This is a genomic window from Photobacterium sp. AWH4_225, assembly GCF_056158405.1.
In genome coordinates this window covers 1,375,130-1,395,070 of record NZ_JBSWTF010000001.1, presented here as the reverse complement: position 1 = coordinate 1,395,070, position 19,941 = coordinate 1,375,130, and the positions used below count along the sequence as shown (strand labels likewise).

The following is a 19,941-nucleotide window of genomic DNA, read 5'->3' as shown; positions in this document are numbered from 1 at the left end:
TGACACGTGCGCATATGTCTGTGATTGGGTTGTTATAAGCAAACAGGGAGAGTGGAATGCAACGCCAATTTGTTAAAACGATCAAAGCCAAGCTGTATCTGACCAGCCTCTTTTTGGTTAGTGCCATGGTTACGTTCGGTGCCTTCGAAACCCTTTCATTTATCAAATTAGATAATCTTCAATTAGCAGCCCAAGAAACGGCGCACAGCAATGCCGACTTACTGACCTTACGCCGTCACGAAAAAGATTTTCTAGCCCGTCTAGATGCTGGCTACATAGAGAAATTCAATCAAAAGCAAATAGAACTCAATGCTCGATTGGCAACTGTGAAAGCGATATTAGCCAAATACAACGATGAACATAACGCTGAATTTGAGCAAGTCAAACAGTCTCTAAACAATTATGCCAATCAATTCAATATCATCGCCGATCAAACCATACTGCTAGGGCTTGCGCCTTCTGAAGGACTAAGAGGAAATATCCGCTCCGCTGCAAACGATACTGAAGAGTTATTGCTGATCAACGGTCACGAAAAACTTTATCGACTATTGCTGACATTGCGTCGAAACGAGAAAGATTTCCTGATCACGAAAGATCCAAGCCATATTGAGGTATTCAACAACAACCTTGATACCCTACTTTCAACCTTAGCCATTAGCGATCTCTCTACGTCAGAAAAAAGAAGCCTAAGAAGAAGCATCACTATCTATCAAATGATGTTCGACGAACTTGTCCAGGGTTATACCGACATAGGCCTAACTTACAATGAAGGCCTTTACGGTGAATTGAGAACCAATATTCAACAAGTCGAGAGTCAAATCGACCAATTAGAACAAACTATCATCAATACAATTCATGACATGCAGTCTCAGGAGAAAATGATCCTCTTGGTAGGTGGCGGCGCTATTACTCTCATTATGACGCTGGTGCTGTTTGTGATCAGCCGGACTATCAATAAACGGCTAAACGCAGTTAACCGCATGATGAACGACATCGCACAAGGTGAAGGCGATCTCACCGTTAGAATGAATGACCAAGGCGATGATGAACTTGCTCAGCTAAGTCGCTCCTTTGATCTTTTTACCAGTAAACTTCAGGCAATCATCAATAATATTGCCGACATCTCCAAGCAACTATCCAAAGCGGCCAACGAGTCCAAATCTGCGGCATCTGGCAGTTTGGCCAATGCCGAACAACAGCAAAGTGAATCGGCTAACGTCGCAACATCGGTCAATGAACTGCTGGCGACCAGTAGTGAAATTGCGAACAATATTAGTGATACCGCTACAGCGGCACAAAACGGACAAGATAATGCGGTGAAAAGCCTAGAAATAAGCCAGCAGGCCGCCATATCTATTGATTCGCTCGCCGATGAGATCCAGTCAGCACAAGTTCAAATCCAAACACTGGAAGCACAAAGCCAGAACATCAACAAGGTGACATCCGTTATCAGGGATATCACAGAGCAAACGAATCTACTAGCCCTCAATGCGGCAATTGAGGCCGCACGTGCTGGTGAACATGGCCGAGGATTTGCCGTGGTTGCTGACGAGGTACGCCAACTTGCCCAGCGTACCCACAGCTCGACACAAGAAATAGAGCAAACCATCGAACAACTGCTTGCAACAGTGAGCCAAAGTGTCGCGGCGATGCAGCATAGCCAAGCATTGGCTGGGGATACAGTGGCTCACACCAAACAAGCTAAAGAGGCTGCCGATTTAATCGTTAAGGCTATCACTGATATTTCAGACAGAAGCCTTCAAATAGCATCGGCCTCTGAACAACAGTCCGCCGTATCTGCAGAAATCGATCAGAACATTCATCGAATTGCTGAGCTGGCAACCAATACAGCAACGGCTGTTAGCCAAACCAGCACCAGCAGCCAAGACGTTGCCAACATGGCTGAGCAGCTAGATGCAGTAGTCGGTCAATTCAAGTACAAGTAATGGCTAACGGGGCTCAGAAGGCAGTGGGGCATCTGAGCTCCCCTCCGTACTCGCGTACAACCGGTAACACAACATGCCCATTAACACATACAGGACTGAGCCCCCCGCGATGACGCCAGTCCATCCAAAGTACTGCCAACAACCGATAAGATAAAAGCCGCCAAGACTACCGCCGGCATAATAGTGGACCAGATACAATGCCGTCGCGGTGGCCTTGGCCGTTTTAGCTCGTTGGCTGACCCAGCCGTACGCCAACGAATGAGTAAAGAAAGAGCCCGAGCTGATTAACAGTAGTCCCAGCACCATGGCATATACCGACTCATACCAGGCAACCCACATCCCCATCGCACTGATACAGGTTCCCAGTACCATACCCGGTACCGCAGAGAATCGTTGGGTCCAGCGCCCGCTCAAATTTGCCGAAACCGTACCACTTAGGTAACACAGGAAGATCATCGACGCCCAGCTCACAGGCACAGAATATGGTTCAGCGACCAGTCTGAATCCCATGACAGAATACAAGTTCACAAACAAGGCAAAGTTAACCCCGCCAATCAGCATAGCCTGCCACAACTCTGGGGTCCGCAGGTGCACCAATACACTGTAGGTTTGCTGGCGAAGCTGACCTTTGGCTGGTTTGAAGTTTCGCTGTTCAGGCAAAAGGTAATAAATAGCGATGGCAACCACCAAGCTAAATACCGCCATGCAAATCACAGCACCTTGCCAACCAAAGCGTTCAGATAGAAAACCACCGGAAATCCTGCCGACAATCCCCCCCAATGAATTGGCACTAATATAACCACCGACCGCCAACATCAGGGCGCGAGAGGTAAATTCCTCGGCCATATACGCCACGGCCACGGCGGCAAACCCCGCCAAGGCTGCTCCCATCAAGGCGCGGCTTAAACTGAGCATGAGCAAGCTTTCTGCTGTCAGCATCACAAAACCAATGACAGGCAACAAGCTCAGGCTGATTAACATCACCGGTCGCCGACCGATGCGTTCAGACCAAACAGCCCAAGGCACCAGCGTGACCGCCAAAGCCAAGGTCGCAGCCGCCACCAGCCAATTTACCCGGGTCGCTGACACCGCAAAGTTCTCCGCCATTAGTGGCAACATTGGCTGGAATAAATACAGATTGCAGAAAATAAGAAATGAGCCCAGACACAAGGCAAAGCTGGCTCTTCGATACTCTGTGGTTTGAATGTCTATCATGTCGGTTATCAGCAAAAAAGAAATCTGCTTCAACCGTAGCAATTCAATAGGAATAGTGAAAATATATTAAAAATATGGAAGCTATAAAGGAAATATATAGCCAATGGATATTCGCCAACTCAATTACTTCGTTACCCTCGCCGACACCGCCAACTTCACTCGCGCAGCCGCCAAGCTCCACATCGCCCAGCCTGCACTGAGTATTGCAGTGAAAAAATTCGAAGAGCAACTGGGTATCGTACTGTTTGATCGCAATGAGCGCCGAGTCTCCCTGACCCCTGAAGGGGAAGTACTTTTACGCCATGCACGATTGATCCTACAGAGCGTGCATGATGCCACCGTTGCCATGGAAGAGTTAAAAGGACTCACCAAAGGCGAGGTTAAGCTCGGCGTACCCAGCTCCCTGGGCTCCTATTACCTGCCAGATATCTTAATGGGTTTCAAAAGCCAGTATCCCAATTTAAAGTTGACCATCGTCGAAGCGGGTACCGAGACAATCCGTAAAATGCTGCTAGATAAAGAGCTCGATTTGGGCATCATTCATTGTGACCATATTCCGGAAAGACTCGCAACAGAGCACTTACTCACGACCCAAATGGTGGCTGCTGTTCACCCAGAAAATGAGTTGGCCACACTCGATACCATCGATTTCAAAACCTTCTTCGAACAAGATTTGGTGATGTTCAAGCCCGGTTATTTCCATCGCGAATACATTGACCGCATTTGCCAAGAGAACCACTTCGAACCCAATATTGCTTTCGAAACTAATTTGCTACCGATGATTTTAAAGATTGTTCGCAACGACTTTGCCGTAACCGCATTGCTCGACATGGTGACAGAAAATGAATCAGGTGTTGTCCCTATCCCCTTTGAACAATCTGTCATATTGAATATTGCCATTGCATGGCGAAAAGACGGTTATTTATCAGTGGCAGATAAGGCTTTTATGGAATATGTGAAGAACAATCGTTAAATGTAATCAAATTTACATTTTGTAACACGGTAAATTAGTTATTAACCCGTATAAGCAATGTATTACCTGCGCTTACGTTTATTTGCGCAAAAGACAAGCAAAATATAATCATTAACGACATTCAAACATATGATGTTGCGCATCTTTTCATGACTGTAGCGCAAAATTAACACATTACTCAAAATTCTGTTTCAGATCATAAACTGGTCCGATTATTGTCGTTCCTCCACCACTTTTTAGGTAAATTTATCGAAAATAATGTGTAAGAAAATTTTATCAATTGACACATTGTTTCTTAATTTTGTGGTTTAAGAGGATTTTTTCCATGTTGGAGCTATTGATTGGCTTGGCAGTAACGGTTGCTGTTGGCTATTTCATCATTAAAGGATACAAACCTGCGGGCGTTCTACTAACAGCAGGCCTATTGTTACTGCTCATTACCGGCGTTCTTGGATATAACGTACTGCCTGAGAAGATTCAGGCGACCGGTAACTTCGTCACCGATTCTTTAGAGTATGTGAAATACATGCTGCAGTACCGTGGGGGCGGCCTAGGTATGCAGATCATGCTACTTTGTGGCTTTGCATCCTACATGACACACATTGGCGCTAACAACGTCGTGGTAAAACAATTCTCTAAACCACTTTCAGTCATTAAATCACCATACATATTGCTAGTAGCGGCTTACATCGTAGCGTGTTTGATGTCACTGGCGGTAAGTTCGGCAACTGGCCTAGGTGTACTATTGATGGCCACTCTATTCCCGATGATGACAGCAATGGGTATCTCGCGCCCTGCTGCAGTTGCTATCTGTGCCTCACCGGCGGCAATCATTCTTTCACCAACATCAGGTGACGTGATTGTTGCAGCAGAGAAATCAGGCCTACCACTGCACGTTTTTGCCGTTGAAACCGTACTGCCTGTTTCTATCTGTGCAATCATCGTGATGGCTGCTGCTGCGTTCTTCTGGAACAAATACCTCGATAAGAAAGAAAATATCGTGATGGAAAAAGTCGATATTTCTGAAATCGAAGTAAAAGCACCTGCTTACTACGCTATCTTGCCATTTATGCCAATCATCGGTGTATTTGCATTCAACGGTGAAACTATCCCAGGCCTATCACTGGATATCTACACTATCGTAGTAATGTCTATCTTCATCGGCGCCATCGTTGACTTCGTGACCAAGCGCTTCAAAGGTAAGGAAACACTGGAAGACCTAGAAGCGTGTTACCAAGGTATGGCTGATGCATTCAAAGGCGTTGTGATGCTGTTGGTTGCTGCGGGTGTATTTGCACAGGGTCTGATGTCTATCGGTGCTATCGACAACCTGATCGGTCTTGCTGAAGCGGCAGGTGCAGGTGGTTTTGCCCTGATGCTACTACTAACAGGCCTGACGGTTGCAGCAGCTATCGCGACAGGTTCTGGTAACGCACCGTTCTACGCATTCGTAGAGCTAGCACCAGCACTTGCCGGTAAAATGGGCCTTAGCCCTGCATTCCTTATCATTCCGATGCTACAGGCGTCTAACCTAGGTCGTACGATTTCTCCAGTATCTGGTGTAATCGTGGCAACCTCTGGTATGGGTAACGTTAGCCCATTCGAAGTGGTTAAGCGTACTTCTGTACCTGTGCTATGTGGTCTTGCGACTGTGATCATCGGTACCGTGGCACTGGTTCCAATGTACAGCTAATCAGCTTTCGCTAATTCATTTAGCAAGCTCATTTAGTTATTCATTCAAAATCCCGATATAGCCCTGTTATATCGGGATTTTTAGTAATAAAATTTTGCTTTGAAATTTCACGCTAGTCCCTTCACATCATCCACTCAGCATCTCAATACTCAGCATTTATTAGACCTTTATGCCAAATTGGCATATTTAACGCAAATATTACACCACCTCCCCGTTTGCTGTAATTTACCTTGCTCAAAATCCGTTTACAGTTGGAAGAAGAACAGTGATAAATCTGTCAGAAAACAAAAAGATAGTTTCGGCCTTGTAGAGCTGCAGTATCGCTTTTGTCGTCAGGCCTTTTGCGTATGAAGAGGAACTTATGATGAGAAAGCACCAGCATGTGAACAATCATGAGGTAGAACTCAGGCAGGATGCACAACTGGTTACCACAACAGACACCCAAGGCGTCATTACTTACGCCAATGAGGAATTCATTACTATCAGTGGCTACAGCGTTGAAGAGTTAATTGGACAACATCACAATATCATCCGTCACCCAGATATGCCGCCGCAGGCCTTTGCCGATCTCTGGCAGCACTTAAAAAAAGGCCAGCCCTGGCGAGGAATTGTCAAAAACCGCTGTAAAGACGGTAGCCATTATTGGGTCGATGCCTATGTCACCCCGCTGTATGAAAACAACAAATTAATAGGCTATCAATCAGTGAGGCGTAAACCCACCTCTGACATGAAAGTCACCGCCACTAAAACTTACCAACGACTAAATCAAAAGAAGAATCCCTATAGCTTTAAACTTTCTGTGATGCAGAAACTTTGTGTCGCCATCTTGCTGATCATTGGCTCGGTGGCCAGCTCCTTTTTCTTCCTCAATCAATACAAGTTAATTGGCGAGCTACTGCCGCTTTGCTTGCTAGGCTTTCTTTACCGACAAGAGCTATTTGTTACCCCGCGCTTTTTTGAACAGCTAGAACAAAGCTATGACAGCATTACCAAGCTGATATACAGTGGTGACAAACAGTCTTCCATTGCAGACTTCCACCTCGAACTTCATGACGCCAGAATAAAAACAGTGTTAGGACGGACTACGGATGTTTCCAGAGCGCTAAATACCGTTGCTGATGAACTGCTGGCAGCCTCACAACAAACCCAAAACTCCATATCCGAGCAAGACCGCGACACCCAACTTGTTGCCTCCGCCATTACCGAGCTGTCTGCCGTTGCTAACGAAATTGCGACCAATACTCAAATGACCAACGATAAAGTCAACGAGACCCAAAAACAGTGCAGTGATACAGAACAGGTATTAACGACAACCCTAGATAATATCAATACGCTAGCGATTGAGACTGAGAATACAGCCACTACCGCCAAGTCACTGAGTAAAGTCTCCGATCAAATCCACAACATGATGGTTGAAATCCAAGGAATTGCTGAACAAACCAATTTATTGGCACTCAATGCGGCAATAGAAGCCGCAAGAGCAGGAGAACAAGGTCGAGGCTTTGCCGTCGTTGCCGATGAAGTCAGGGCGCTATCCCAGCGAACCCATGGAGCAACCGAGCAGATTCAATCAAGTATTGAAGATATCAACAGCACTCTTGAGCAATGGCACCTTACAACATCTGAAAGTATTTCCCGCACCCAGCAGTGTGTCCACGATACCAATATAACCGCTGAAAAAGTCCGTAAAGTAGTGATCATGGTTGACGAAATTGCCGAAATCTCAAGCCAAATAGCAACGGCAGCCGAAGAGCAAGGTTCTGTTACTCAAGATGTCAGCAATAATGTTCATCAAATCTCTTTTCTATCGACGAAAAACCTCGAGCAAGTAGAAAAGATGGAGACGGCATCAAAGCAGATGCGGGAAAAAGTCACCATGCTTGAAAGAATGAGCAAGTCATTTGAATAGTAATCCTAGTAAAGGCAACACCAGGTTTCACCAACCATATTCATAGCCAAAGGTGATAAATACAGGGTTGCCATAACCCTGTTTTATCAACATTGGAAATGCGTAGTATACTAGTAATTATTTGCTTGAAATATGGCCGTTTTTGACAGAAAACTAACGGTAGACGTATTTTTTTCCTCTATATTGGCTTTTGACTACGCAGCTATTACTCAAACAATATGCAAAATAACCAATCACCTACATCACCCTATATCTCATTGCAGACATTGGAAGTCTCTGTCAATGAGTTGACTATCCGGCATACTCAAACTGGCGCGCAAAATAAACTCCGAATTAAAGAAATGGAGTTGCTGAAGATCCTTTGCCAAAACTACCCAGAGGTTACCCTGAGAAAAGAGTTGGCAGACACCATTTGGGCTGGCACCTACGCCTCTGATTTCACCATCAACCAAACGGTCAATGGTCTTAGATCTAAGCTGTTTGATTTAGGCAAAGCTTATATTGTGACGGTGCCAAAGCGCGGTTATAAGCTAACCGTTGAACCGGAATATCATGACACTGAGCCATCCGCATCTGTGATTCAACAATCCTCGAATCTAGCGCATAGCTCCTCAGTCGACTCCGCAATGCCTTCTGAGCAACCGAGTATTACTCGCCCAGAAGCAGAAAGTGCTTACTCTGAATCCAGCAACACAAACACAGTTGCAGACAACGCACTGGCAGAACAAAGTCCGAGCCAATCAATGTCGGATAGTAAAGAAGGAAGCGACAGAAACTCTCTTTCTCACCTAAAGTCTGTTCGGTTCTACCTTTCTGCTTTATGTGCAAGTCTAGTGATTGTTGCCATGCTGCACTGGTTCCTGCCAACTGATACCGCTTACAGTATGGGTGACACAACTGTCCTCTTCATTCCTGAAGATAATGAAATCGAAGTGCTGAAAGGCTTGATAGAACAAAACAATTATCAGTACATCGACAAGGTAAAAGAAACGCTTTATGGCTGCGACGAGAATCTAGTATGTTCAAAAATAAAACAGTAATTATCCACTTCTTCATTACCATACTGATTTTTTCTGCCGCTTTAATCACAGCCAAAGAGAGGATCTTGCCAACATTTAGCCAGCATGAAGGGATGTGGTATACCACGACTGAAAATGGCCTACGGTTTTACGTCGAACTAAATGGTAATCAAATGAACGTATATGGGCAGGACAGGCAAGATCAGAAGTTTGAAGTGAAATACCTCAGCCACTACCAGAAGGACGTTGACGATCGCATCGTGATCCGACAAATTGATGCGAATGCTGAAGATCCTCGCTTGAAAGACAACCTTGATAAGAACACCAACGTTGTCAGTTCGGTGCGATTAATTCCAGGTGAGAACCGCCTGCTCACTAGTTTCTATAATGGTTACGAGCTCAAGCTATACCGGCTCAAGCCGGTTCAATAATCTCATTTGGCAAGAAGTAGCTTGGGTATATAAATTTCGTGCCATTAATTCTGCTGCTGAGTGACAGTTTGTGTGACTCAGCAGCATCGATAACTAGCTAATAACGATTAATCGTCGCGACGCTCTTCTCTTCTTTCTTCACGACGTTCCTCTCTACGCTCCTCTTGTCGTTCTTCCTGACGATCTTCACGCCTTTCCTCACGTCTGTCTTCACGGCGCTCCTCTCTTCGCTCTTCTACACGCTCCTCATGCCAATCTTCCAAATCCGCCATGGCAATTGGTGAGAAGCTTAAAGAAGCCAACAGACTCCCCATAACAAACAGTGATTTTTTCATACAATTGTTCTCCAACCTTCTTCGAGATAATTCTCGGAATGACTTGTTGGAAAACAGTGTGCATTTTTAGGAAGGACTTAACCAATTCAAAATTTATTTTTTATATCAATAAGATAACAAATAAAATGTGAACTATAAAAAAGATGAGATATAAAAAAATAAGGAGGCCTAAGCCTCCTTATTCTGTAATGCGGAAAACGTTTCTCTTAGGTAATACCCATCGCCAGTTCCATTGCTCTGCAAATCAACCCCTTCAACTAAGTGGATAACCAGTGTTGAGTGCAGCACGATCATTGTGACGGCATTCAAGGTCATTTGTTTCCATTTTAGAAAAGTTGATTCTTGGATACGTCCAGTCTTGACCAAGTAAATCAAAACTACCCATTTGAGTAACGAAAAAATCGTGTACATAGTATCCCAAATCGTTACGCTTTAGCCTATTCAGGGTATCAATGATAGCAATGCACTGCAACTATGTTAACAATTGTACCTTTATGGATACTTTATAATTCAGGTGGTTAAACCTTTGTTTTATCCGATAAATTGTGATCCAGATCACACTAAAGGTAAACTTACTCAGCAGAAACTGTTTTCTAGCAGTTGCAAACTCCGTTGGTGTCAAAACACCAAGCATCTACTCTGGTTGCTAATTTGCCCAAACAAAAACACCCACTCTTTGCAGGCTGCGGGTGTTATTAATTAACTATTTATATTTATTGGCAAGCACTTATTTCTAAAAGGTAAGTCTCGTCTTTTTGAGTCGGATGAAGATAGCGAAGATAACAGCTGTTATTTATTAACTTTGGAGGAGTAACAGTGTAATCAAGGTTCTTTTTATCGGTGATAAGCAATGCTTCATCACCAGTAAGTTTCGTGATCCCCCAATCTTTCTCCACCTCATAGTGTTTATTAATGCCATCTACTAAGGTTGTAATTGTATAAAAATTAGACTCTGGATAACCGTACCAGAATATACACAGATCTTTGCCGTCTTTCTCACAGCCACCAATAGGTATATCAGTTGCAATACTGCCTGCGGTGTCGTTATTTGTTGTATATCGACTTTCTAGCCCTGCCATCGCCATTTTGCCATATCCAATCTCTAATCCAGACTCAACAGCACCTTTCAATCCTTCCAGAGCAGAATTTCGGGCATCTACCTGCAAATTCAAGAAACGCGGAGCAGCGGTAACAGCTAAGATGCCAAGAATCACGATCACAACGACCATTTCTATCAGTGTAAAGCCATTTCTTTTCATTATAAAACCCATTGAGTATTAACTCTAACGAGCGTCAATTTAATGGCGAAATGCAATCAAGTCAATAAGATGCGCGTATTTTTTCACCCACACATATTGCCAAAAGGAATAATCTCTCTGGAAACTCTTTATTACAGAGATGATTTGTAATGGCTTACCTTTCAATATTCTTGGGAATATTCATTTTTTGAATAAACTTTCATTATCACAATTATTCCTCTAGATGACTTTTTCGTGGTAGCTGATGTATCAACCAATAGCCGATACTCATACTCAGCACAACCGCAGCGATACCATACAAGTAGGCAACTTCCATTTCTTCAACATCAATAATTATCACCTTACGAGCAATCGCCATCAAAGCTGTTGCCATTACGATTTTTACATGGATAACATTTTCACGAAGGTAGATCGTAATATTGATAAAGATTTCGATTGCTATCAGCACTGCCATAAAGGCACCGAAAGTCGCCAGCATATCGGAGATTGTCAATATATATTGAGGAGGTGTGATCAGGCGCTGGTACAATATCCAGGCAACATCAAGTACGCCCATTACAATAACAAAAACCATGATAATTGAGAGCGCTCTTACAGCCCAATGAATAATAACTTGGAGCTTTGCCGATAACACATCATTGCTGTCAATTTTCATAATTTTCCCTCCCCACAAAGCCAAAAGGTTTGCGTATAGCAACCGTCAGACGGGGCGACAATCCGTATCAGCCCTCCTCCAAAACCGGCGACGTAAAGTCATCAGGCTTAAGAGTAATCACAGAACAACCTATGTCGTTAAGCAGTGACTCAGCAGTATTGCCCATCAGAAATCCGGCAATACCGGTACGAGACAACGACCCCAATATCACCAAGTCAGTCCCTTCTTCGTTGGCATATTTAGGCAATATTTGACGGGTTTCCCCTTCCAAAACTTTTATTGAGGTTTGAATCGGGCTGTTTTCATAAGGCATCAGCAACGAGCGCAGTCTTCCTAATCGTTCGTCCCGCATTTTTTTCGATAAAAGGGCGATATCCAAGTCGTCATAACCACTCCATTTTCTCAAGAACCCCTCGGAATCCAGCCTCCATGCGTGACAAACGGTTAGGCTGGCACCGGTTATCGAACAAAACTCAACAGCCAGTGCCAATATTTGCTCATTGAAATCACGGTAGTCTTGGTTCGAGATATCCAACGCCGCTACGATATTTTTTACCGGCCGTGGCGCTGTGCTTATCGACCAGATTGGCACTTCGGACTTACGCATTATGTGTAAAGTCGTACTCCCCCGCTGGCAGGCTTTTTCTTTGGCTTCCCTATGGGTGTCCAAAATGACCATGGTGGCTTGGCTATCATTCGCCTCTTTGATGATTTCAATAAACGGGATACCAATTCGTATCTTGGTCTGAAACTTGATGTTGGTATATTCCTGCTTGAGTGATTGTACCCACTCTTTGAGGATGCCGTGGTAGATTTTCGTCGATTTATCTAGGAGGTCGAGTGTCGTACATGAGAAACGTGAGATCTCCTTGAGCTCAGCCAAGTCCTCGATAACCGTCAACAATGTCACCTGTGCTGATATTTGATTGGCAAAGTTAAATGCCTGATGGAAAGAGTCATCGAGCTGCTGTTCTGGCGCAATAGGAATAAGTAGTTGATTGAAACTCATGCTGCCTCCTCGGGTGCATTACACCATCATGGGTGCCTTGCTTGAAGACAAATATGCAGTATTCAATAACCAAAGTATAATTAATATTAAACATGACATTCATAGGATTTCATCTATATATGTCGCAACAACATCTCAGGTACCGAATAAGTAACATCAGGAACTTACGGGTTTTCCTCAGTGTTTACGAACAGGAATCGATCACCTTAGCAGCCCAGACTCTGAACTTAACCCAACCCACTGTCTCTATTCAGTTGCGCCAACTTACCGACTTGATCGGTATGCCTTTATACCAGGTTGTCGGGAAAAAGCTCATCTTTACCCAAGCTGCAGATACCTTGGCCAAATACGCCAATGAACTCCTTGATACCATAGATAGACTAGAGATTGATTTGGCAAACCTGAGCGAGATAAAAGCAGGGACATTAAAGGTGGCCGTTGTCACCTCAGCAAAATATTTCATTCCGCATTTGTTGGGTAGCTTCTGCGACACATACCCGCTGATTGATATCGTTTTAAAAGTGGGCAACAGGCAATCTATTCTGGAGCGCTATCACCAAGGGTTAGATGACATTTATCTATTTAGCCATTTAGAGCCGCAGATGGAGCCCCACTCTATCCAGTTTCTGCCAAATCGGCTCTACCCCGTTGCCCCCAAAGATCATCCACTGGCTAACCAATCGCACATAGAACCGAAAGAGCTACTGAACTACCCCTGGCTGTCTAGAGAGCCGGGGTCCGGAACCCGCTTCGCCATCGACGCACATTTTGAAAAGCTCAACCTCCAGTTCAAGCCGAAACTGGTTATCGAAAGTAACGAAGCGATCAAGCATTGTGTTATCGCAGGTATGGGGCTGACCATTTTATCGGAATACGCATTGGAAGATGAGCCCAGTACAAGTTTAGTGAAACTCTCTATCGCTAATTTTCCAATTCTCACCAACTGGCACATTGTTCGCGCCCCGCTCAAACATCAGACTCCGCTGAGTGATGCCTTTATCCAGCATGCCACATACGAAAAATCCCACAGTAAGAAGGGTATGTCCTTGAGAACAGATATTTGAGTATCAAAAAATGTTGAGAAGATAGGGAAACCGCTCGTTTCCCTATACTGATCAGAAATCTATTTGAATAGAGACATCTTTTTTCGTGGCAAAGGCTTTTGCAGCTTCTACCTTAGTCGTCACTCTGAACAGGAGGCTAAAGAGTTACGTGAGTGACCACATTAACAATTACAGTTCGGACAGTTGATCAGAGAACCAAATTTTACGCTGGAAGCGAGGGTTCTTTGATGACATGTCAATTTTATAAGGATTGGTCTCTTCCGAGCGCTGCGGTAAATTCAGAATCTTACACAGTTCTTGAGCCAAAAATTTCTCAATTTTCAGGACAACCATTTTCTTGCGTAAACGGCCTTGCTCATCTCTGTTAAGGATCGTCGGCATTGTGTTCAGTGTCAGGATCTCACCCAGTGCAGGATCAGACATGCGCTCACGGCCTTCGGTGCTTGCGTAGAAGTGTGAAACGGTAAATACCATGCGCTCAGGTTTTAACTGCTGAAGGAACTGGCAGGATTTTACTACTGTTGAACCCGTTCGAACCATATCATCAAATAGTACGATACTAGGGTTATTCAGACCTTCGAAAGTATCTTCGCTTTCTTCGTGAAGGGTGATTTCTACCTTACGTTCAGCAGTACGTTCTTTGTCTAGCATGATGAACTTTGCCTTGGTTAAACCAAGTGTGTTGTACATCTCTTTGACGAAGTCGCGAGCACCTTTGTCTGGAGCACAGAGAACAAGTCCTTCACCGTCTGGCCCATAGCTCAAAATATTTGAATTCAACAGGTAGTGGGCGTAAATCTTGTAAGGAATAAGGTTGTAGAATCGGCCACCAAAAACGTCGCTAAACATTTTCTGTACAGACACAGAATGGTTATGCACCGTCACAACATCATCAACCCCAGCAAGCTTTAGCATCTGCGCGTAGAGCTGAGAAGTAAAGGGTTGGCCATCAAACTTCTTGATGTCGGCTACATCACGCTCACCGGCGGGATCCCCCAAATCTGCACGGGGACCACGATCTTGCGCTGAGAAGAATAAATCTGGCTCAACCAAAACCACTCGGCTAGCGCCATTTTCTTTGGCCGCTCGTGCAATGATAAGGTTATGCATTGCCAATTCCTGGCGACTTGTCACCAGGTTACCGGTACTGACTATAACAACGGTTTTGCCTTCTAAGCTGTTGCCGATATTCTCCATGTCATTTTCGTCTGAGATAAAACGTGGGCAAAACTCAGTGTTCATGAAGTGCTTCATGCTAATGACATCGGAGATATCTTCATCCTGACCCATTGCATAAGCGACGTCGATCGCGAAAGGGTTGTCGGAAGAGTTACTGACAATCACTACATCATCTGATTGTACGTTCTGGCTGCTCATGGCATTCCTTTTCTATAAGAAAGAGTGTTGGTCGCGTGTATTCTATTACAGAATGAGTAAAACGGCAGAGGCAAACTGGCCCTTGCGAATTAAATGCCCCCATTTTCCCTCGTAATGCTTACTATGTACTGAAAGAGTAAAAAAGATGTAATACACAGCGAACGTGGTAAACTGCTCCCCTTTTAAACACCCTATACTATTCTCTAGCGCCCGATATGACTCCGGCGCTGTTTTCGTTGGTATAGGTAAAAGACACAAATAATCAAAAAGGCCGGGCATCTGTATGCCCTGCTATGCCCCATTTTGAGAAAAACTGTAAGCAAATGATTTCAGACAAAATTAACGAGTATCCAAAGTACTGGGCGGAATGCTACGGTACCGCACCTTTCCTACCGACTAGCCGTGCCGAGATGGACGCGCTGGGCTGGGATAGCTGTGACATTATTATCGTTACCGGTGATGCCTACGTCGACCACCCTAGCTTTGGTATGGCCGTCATCGGACGTTTGCTTGAAGCACAAGGTTTCCGTGTAGGTATCATTTCGCAGCCTGAATGGGGCAATAAAGATGCCTTCATGGCACTGGGTCAGCCTAACCTGTTTTTCGGCATCACTGCCGGTAACATGGATTCGATGATCAACCGCTATACTGCCGACCGAAAACTGCGCCACGATGATGCTTATACGCCTAATAATGAAGGCGGCAAGCGTCCTGACCGTGCTGTTCTTGTTTATTCTCAGCGTTGCCGCGAAGCTTACAAAGACACCCCAATCGTTCTAGGTGGTATCGAAGCCAGCCTTCGCCGCCTTGCCCACTATGATTACTGGTCTGATAAAGTCCGCCGTTCAGTACTGTTTGATGCCAAAGGCGATATTCTACTATTTGGTAACGCAGAGCGTGCATTAGTGGAAGTGGCCCATCGCTTAGCAGATGGCGAAAACATTGCAGATTTGACCAATATCGCCGGTACTGCGGTTATCATGCGCGAGTGCCCTGAGCACTATAAAGAGATCGACTCTAGCCGCATCGAAAAACCGGGCAAGGCCATGCCGATGCCTAACCCATATGCGACAGAAGAAACCTGTGCCACCAACAAAAATGAAAAAGCACAAGAGCCTGAAGCTAAGCCGGTGCAGATCCAACCTTCTCGCCATGATGCCGAAACAACAGTAATTCGTCTGCCTTCGTTCGAAAAATTGCGTAACGACCGTATCTTGTATGCCCACGCCAGCCGTGTGATGCACTTGGAGACTAACCCTTACTCAGCACGTGCCTTGGTGCAGAAGCATGGTGATCGCGAGCTGTGGATTAACCGTCCGCCAATCCCTCTGACGACAGAGGAGATGGATTATGTGTTCGGCCTGCCGTATGCACGTGTACCGCACCCGGCATATGGCAAAGCGAAGATCCCTGCCTATGACATGATCAAGACCAGTGTCAACATCATGCGCGGTTGTTTTGGTGGCTGTTCATTCTGCTCAATCACCGAGCACGAAGGCCGCATTATTCAAAACCGCTCCCATGAGTCGATCCTCAGTGAGCTGGAAGACATTCGTGACAAGGTACCGGGCTTTACCGGCACCATTTCTGATCTAGGTGGTCCAACAGCTAACATGTATCGCCTAGGCTGTTCCGATCCTCGTGCTGAGAAGAACTGCCGTCGCCCGTCATGTATTTTCCCAGAGATCTGTAAGAAGCTGGATACTGACCACAAGCACACCATCGACCTGTACCGCAAGGCACGTAACGTTGATGGCATCAAGAAGATCATGATCGCATCAGGGGTTCGTTACGACCTCGCGGTTGAATCGCCAGAATATGTCAAAGAGCTGGTGACTCACCACGTCGGTGGCTATCTGAAGATTGCCCCTGAGCATACCGAGAAAGGTACGTTGGATCTGATGATGAAACCGGGTATGGGCACCTATGACCGCTTCAAGGAAATGTTCGAGAAATTCAGCAAAGAAGCAGGTAAGAAGCAATATCTGATCCCTTACTTCATATCTGCCCATCCAGGCTCAACCGATGAAGACATGCTGAATTTGGCATTGTGGCTGAAGAAGAACGACTTCCAGTGTGATCAGGTACAGAACTTCTACCCATCGCCGATGTGTAACGCCACTGCGATGTACCACTCGGAAACTAACCCGCTCAAGCGTGTGAAGTACAAAAAACGTGAAGACTTGTTTGTTGCCAAAGGTGAACGTCAACGTCGCTTGCACAAGGCGCTATTACGCTACCATGACCCGCTTAACTGGGCGTTGATCCGTGACGCACTGATCGGCATGGGCAAGAAGCATTTGATCGGTGACAGACCAAGCTGCTTGGTACCAGAAGAAGGCAGCGAAGCTGAAATGACACCAGCACAACGCCGCGGATCAGGCCGCCATGGTTCAAAACGCTTTGCAACCAAGCACCCTAACCAGCCAGATATCCGCAAAGATGGTAAGCGTGGTGGTCAGCGTAAGAATGGTAGCCACACCGGAAGTAACGGTAATAACCAAGCAGGCAAGCAAGGCAGCAAGCCAAATGGTAGCCGAAATGGTTCATCGTCGAACACCAGAAACGGTCAGAATACCAAGGGCCAGTCCAACGGGTCTAAGCCTCAATCAAGACAAGGTGGCAACGGTAAAGGGAGCACCCCGCGTAATGGCAAACCAAGCCAGTCACGCTCCGGTGGTAAACCAAACCGTCCTCGAGCACGATAAACTTACCAATCATAAATAAAAGAAAGCCCGCAGTAGCGGGCTTTCTTTTGCATAACATACATTCGGAGGGTAAAAATCTATCGCATCAATTCTGAGGCCATCAATCCCACAACGGCAAGTGCCACCAGCACCCCGAAGCCAATCAAGATTTTCTGTTGCGATTTCTCATCAAGATACTTGGTGACTAGTGCCCCCAGCAACAGAAGTATAATGATCACAGCAAGCTTCAGCATCTCAACACCACAATGAATATTGGCTCATATAACAACCATATCAGACCGATAATGCATGATCTGTCTAGCTAATCATGTTTTCACTATTCAGCGAAAGTCGTTTGTAACATACTGTTTAAACAATAAATCACCACCTGATTTTTGCCACATGCTTTCGCTTGGTAAAGTGCCTGATCGGCCCTGGCGATGGATTTTTCCATGTTATCGCTGATCTCAGCCACCCCTATGCTCACATGCACCCGGCATGACTTACGACCACTTTCGATCACAACAGAAGCGATACTAGAGCGAATAGATTCCAACTTTGCTTTTGCGGCAAGTAAATCTTTAGCTGGCAACAAGATAGCGAACTCTTCACCTCCATAACGGGCCACGACAGCATGCCGATCACTTTCCTGCCTCAAGCTATTTGCCACAGAGGTGATCACTTTATCGCCGAACAAGTGCCCATAGCTATCATTGATAATTTTGAAATCATCAATATCTATCATGGCAACATAGCACTTGCCGTTTGCTTTAAGCTGCTTTTCAATCTGGGCTTGCAGGTAATTCTTGTTCATTAAGCCAGTCATTGCGTCCGTTTGCTGGATCCTTAATGCCAACATGACGTGCCCTAACGCCCCTTGCGCATAAGTTCTCAGCATATTGATAAAGAACGGTAGTTCCAAACGCGGAGCGGTAATGTACAACAGTCCGATTAGCTGCTTATTCTTGGTCAATGGAACTCGGATACAGGTTTTACCTGGAGCGAGAAAGGCCGATAGGATATCCGGCTGCTTATCTGGCAGTTTTGCCAACCTTCCCAGCCTTGATGCCAAATTCAATCGTAACTCTTTCTCAGAAATACAATGCTTACACTGAGCCGATTCAAAATCTCCTGAATATACATTTCGCATATACAGATGGATTGACTGACAGCCAATAACCCCTTCAACCATTTGCTTCAACGCATCAAGCAGTTCTGGGATACTCTCAACTTCACTGAGTTGCCTTCCATAGATATGTACACGGTGAATAATATAAAACGACAAGCCAATGATTAGGATGAATACCAAGAGTGATAAAGTCACAGCGCTGATACTGAAGGTATGCATAATGATTTCAGACTTAGCCGCGCCGGATAGTACAATCCAGTTATGCAATGCATTGGCGTCATATACGCTGAATTTCTCTTTATCCTGATACTCGTAAGAAGGGATGATACCTGTCCCCTCTCCCTTCTCGATAACGGCCAGCAAATCTTGGCCCACACTGACCGAAGGTGTTCCGATCCTGCTTGAGTCCGGATGCATAACGATGTTTCCGGTCCCTCGCTCAACCGCATAAACATAGCCATTATCCAATGTTTTGAGCAGGGATAAGTTTTCGTACAAACTGGCGACATCAACTTCCAGAAGAATCCTAACTTCTTGCTGCTTCAGAGGCTCAAGCACGGCAACAAAGGCCACCGTCCACTTTCCTGTGCTACCACTGAGGTAAATGGGTGTGATATAGGTTTGCCCCGTCTTCGCTGGCTCATACCACGGACGTTTGGCAACCTTATGAGACACAGCTTCTTTAAAGAATCCGTCGGTACCGTAGTAATTACCATAAGCTAACAATCCGACTTCGAGATACTTGCTCTTTTCACTGACAATGGTTTGTGCCGCTTCCATCAGGCCTGGAATGCTGTTTTTCTCTTCCCAAAGTTGCTCCAGAAGGTACAGATGACTCTCAGCTGAAACAAAATGATGTTCCAAATATTCGCGTGCAATGCGTACGTTTGAGGTCGCCTGGCTTATTGCTGCTTTTTGGTTATTTTTATATTCGCTGTAGCCTACATAAATTAATAAGCTTAAGACTGATATTACCAGCGGAAATATAATAGAAATTAATAATCTGGGCTGTACTTTCATGTACTTCAATAACCTTTGAAGTTTATTTTTTGTCACTCGGTCAAAATTTTGACCGAGCATAGTGCAACATTATCCATATGTGGAGGAAAAGCGCTTTTAGTTATAGAAATCAAAGCGCTATTTAGTGACCTATTGCACAAAACTTCGCGAAACGAAGCAAAAGGGGCTACTTTATATTCAAAAAATAAGGGTTCATAAGAAAAATGAACCAGAAGAACAA

Annotated in this window: 16 protein-coding genes; 8 read left to right on the top strand and 8 right to left on the bottom strand. The window is 45.1% G+C overall.

Annotated features, from left to right (window positions below; all coding sequences use genetic code 11):
* The first annotated feature begins 56 nt into the window (after positions 1-56).
* Complete coding sequence (locus ACXAD4_RS06770; RefSeq protein WP_475239887.1) at positions 57-1,946, top strand: methyl-accepting chemotaxis protein; 1,890 nt, start codon at positions 57-59, stop codon at positions 1,944-1,946.
* A gap of 3 nt (positions 1,947-1,949) precedes the next feature.
* On the opposite strand, the gene ACXAD4_RS06765 is transcribed toward ACXAD4_RS06770, so the two are convergent.
* Entirely contained in the window at positions 1,950-3,161 is a 1,212-nt protein-coding gene (locus ACXAD4_RS06765; RefSeq protein WP_475239884.1) for an MFS transporter, read from the bottom strand.
* A 103-nt stretch (positions 3,162-3,264) separates the two neighbouring features.
* Here ACXAD4_RS06765 and ACXAD4_RS06760 point away from each other — a divergent pair, with 103 nt between their 5' ends.
* From ACXAD4_RS06760 to ACXAD4_RS06740, 5 genes are all read left to right on the top strand, one after another.
* The gene (locus ACXAD4_RS06760; RefSeq protein WP_475239882.1) at positions 3,265-4,134 is read left to right on the top strand and encodes a LysR family transcriptional regulator; all 870 of its coding nucleotides are present in this window, start codon (positions 3,265-3,267) and stop codon (positions 4,132-4,134) included.
* Between the two features lie 325 nt (positions 4,135-4,459).
* Positions 4,460-5,827 carry an anaerobic C4-dicarboxylate transporter DcuC gene (gene dcuC, locus ACXAD4_RS06755; RefSeq protein WP_475239880.1) on the top strand — a complete coding sequence of 456 codons (1,368 nt, stop codon included), beginning with the start codon at positions 4,460-4,462 and terminating at the stop codon, positions 5,825-5,827.
* A gap of 361 nt (positions 5,828-6,188) precedes the next feature.
* Positions 6,189-7,736 (top strand): methyl-accepting chemotaxis protein, encoded by a 1,548-nt coding sequence (locus tag ACXAD4_RS06750; protein ID WP_475239877.1) that lies wholly within the window; start codon positions 6,189-6,191, stop codon positions 7,734-7,736.
* A gap of 218 nt (positions 7,737-7,954) precedes the next feature.
* The gene (locus ACXAD4_RS06745) at positions 7,955-8,776 is read left to right on the top strand and encodes a winged helix-turn-helix domain-containing protein (RefSeq protein ID WP_475239875.1); all 822 of its coding nucleotides are present in this window, start codon (positions 7,955-7,957) and stop codon (positions 8,774-8,776) included.
* Positions 8,755-9,186, top strand: coding sequence for a hypothetical protein (locus tag ACXAD4_RS06740; protein WP_475239873.1), 432 nt, complete (start codon positions 8,755-8,757; stop codon positions 9,184-9,186). Before ACXAD4_RS06745 ends, ACXAD4_RS06740 begins: the two co-directional genes overlap by 22 nt.
* Positions 9,187-9,293: 107 nt before the next feature.
* Here ACXAD4_RS06740 and ACXAD4_RS06735 read toward each other — a convergent pair whose 3' ends face one another.
* The 4 genes from ACXAD4_RS06735 to ACXAD4_RS06720 all read right to left on the bottom strand — a co-directional run bounded on the left by ACXAD4_RS06735 (position 9,294) and on the right by ACXAD4_RS06720 (position 12,444).
* Positions 9,294-9,521, bottom strand: coding sequence for a hypothetical protein (locus ACXAD4_RS06735; RefSeq protein ID WP_475239870.1), 228 nt, complete (start codon positions 9,519-9,521; stop codon positions 9,294-9,296).
* A 713-nt stretch (positions 9,522-10,234) separates the two neighbouring features.
* On the bottom strand, positions 10,235-10,780 hold the full coding sequence (locus ACXAD4_RS06730; RefSeq protein WP_475239867.1) for a type II secretion system protein: 546 nt from the start codon (positions 10,778-10,780) through the stop codon (positions 10,235-10,237).
* A gap of 211 nt (positions 10,781-10,991) precedes the next feature.
* A complete protein-coding gene (locus tag ACXAD4_RS06725; RefSeq protein ID WP_107297610.1) occupies positions 10,992-11,435 on the bottom strand; it encodes a phosphate-starvation-inducible PsiE family protein in 444 nt (147 codons plus the stop codon).
* A 67-nt stretch (positions 11,436-11,502) separates the two neighbouring features.
* Entirely contained in the window at positions 11,503-12,444 is a 942-nt protein-coding gene (locus tag ACXAD4_RS06720) for a universal stress protein (RefSeq protein ID WP_475239864.1), read from the bottom strand.
* 119 nt (positions 12,445-12,563) lie between these two features.
* Between ACXAD4_RS06720 and ACXAD4_RS06715 the strand changes: the two genes are divergently transcribed.
* Entirely contained in the window at positions 12,564-13,508 is a 945-nt protein-coding gene (locus tag ACXAD4_RS06715; protein ID WP_475239862.1) for a LysR family transcriptional regulator, read from the top strand.
* 168 nt (positions 13,509-13,676) lie between these two features.
* Here the strand turns inward: ACXAD4_RS06715 and ACXAD4_RS06710 are convergent, their stop codons facing one another.
* Positions 13,677-14,885 (bottom strand): phosphoribosyltransferase family protein, encoded by a 1,209-nt coding sequence (locus ACXAD4_RS06710; RefSeq protein WP_475239859.1) that lies wholly within the window; start codon positions 14,883-14,885, stop codon positions 13,677-13,679.
* 323 nt (positions 14,886-15,208) lie between these two features.
* Here ACXAD4_RS06710 and ACXAD4_RS06705 point away from each other — a divergent pair, with 323 nt between their 5' ends.
* Positions 15,209-17,593, top strand: coding sequence for a YgiQ family radical SAM protein (locus ACXAD4_RS06705; RefSeq protein WP_475239857.1), 2,385 nt, complete (start codon positions 15,209-15,211; stop codon positions 17,591-17,593).
* Positions 17,594-17,670: 77 nt separating this feature from the next.
* Here ACXAD4_RS06705 and ACXAD4_RS06700 read toward each other — a convergent pair whose 3' ends face one another.
* The gene (locus ACXAD4_RS06700) at positions 17,671-17,826 is read right to left on the bottom strand and encodes a hypothetical protein (protein WP_317521059.1); all 156 of its coding nucleotides are present in this window, start codon (positions 17,824-17,826) and stop codon (positions 17,671-17,673) included.
* Between the two features lie 83 nt (positions 17,827-17,909).
* Complete coding sequence (locus ACXAD4_RS06695) at positions 17,910-19,565, bottom strand: diguanylate cyclase (protein ID WP_475239854.1); 1,656 nt, start codon at positions 19,563-19,565, stop codon at positions 17,910-17,912.
* Between the last annotated feature and the right edge of the window lie 376 nt (positions 19,566-19,941).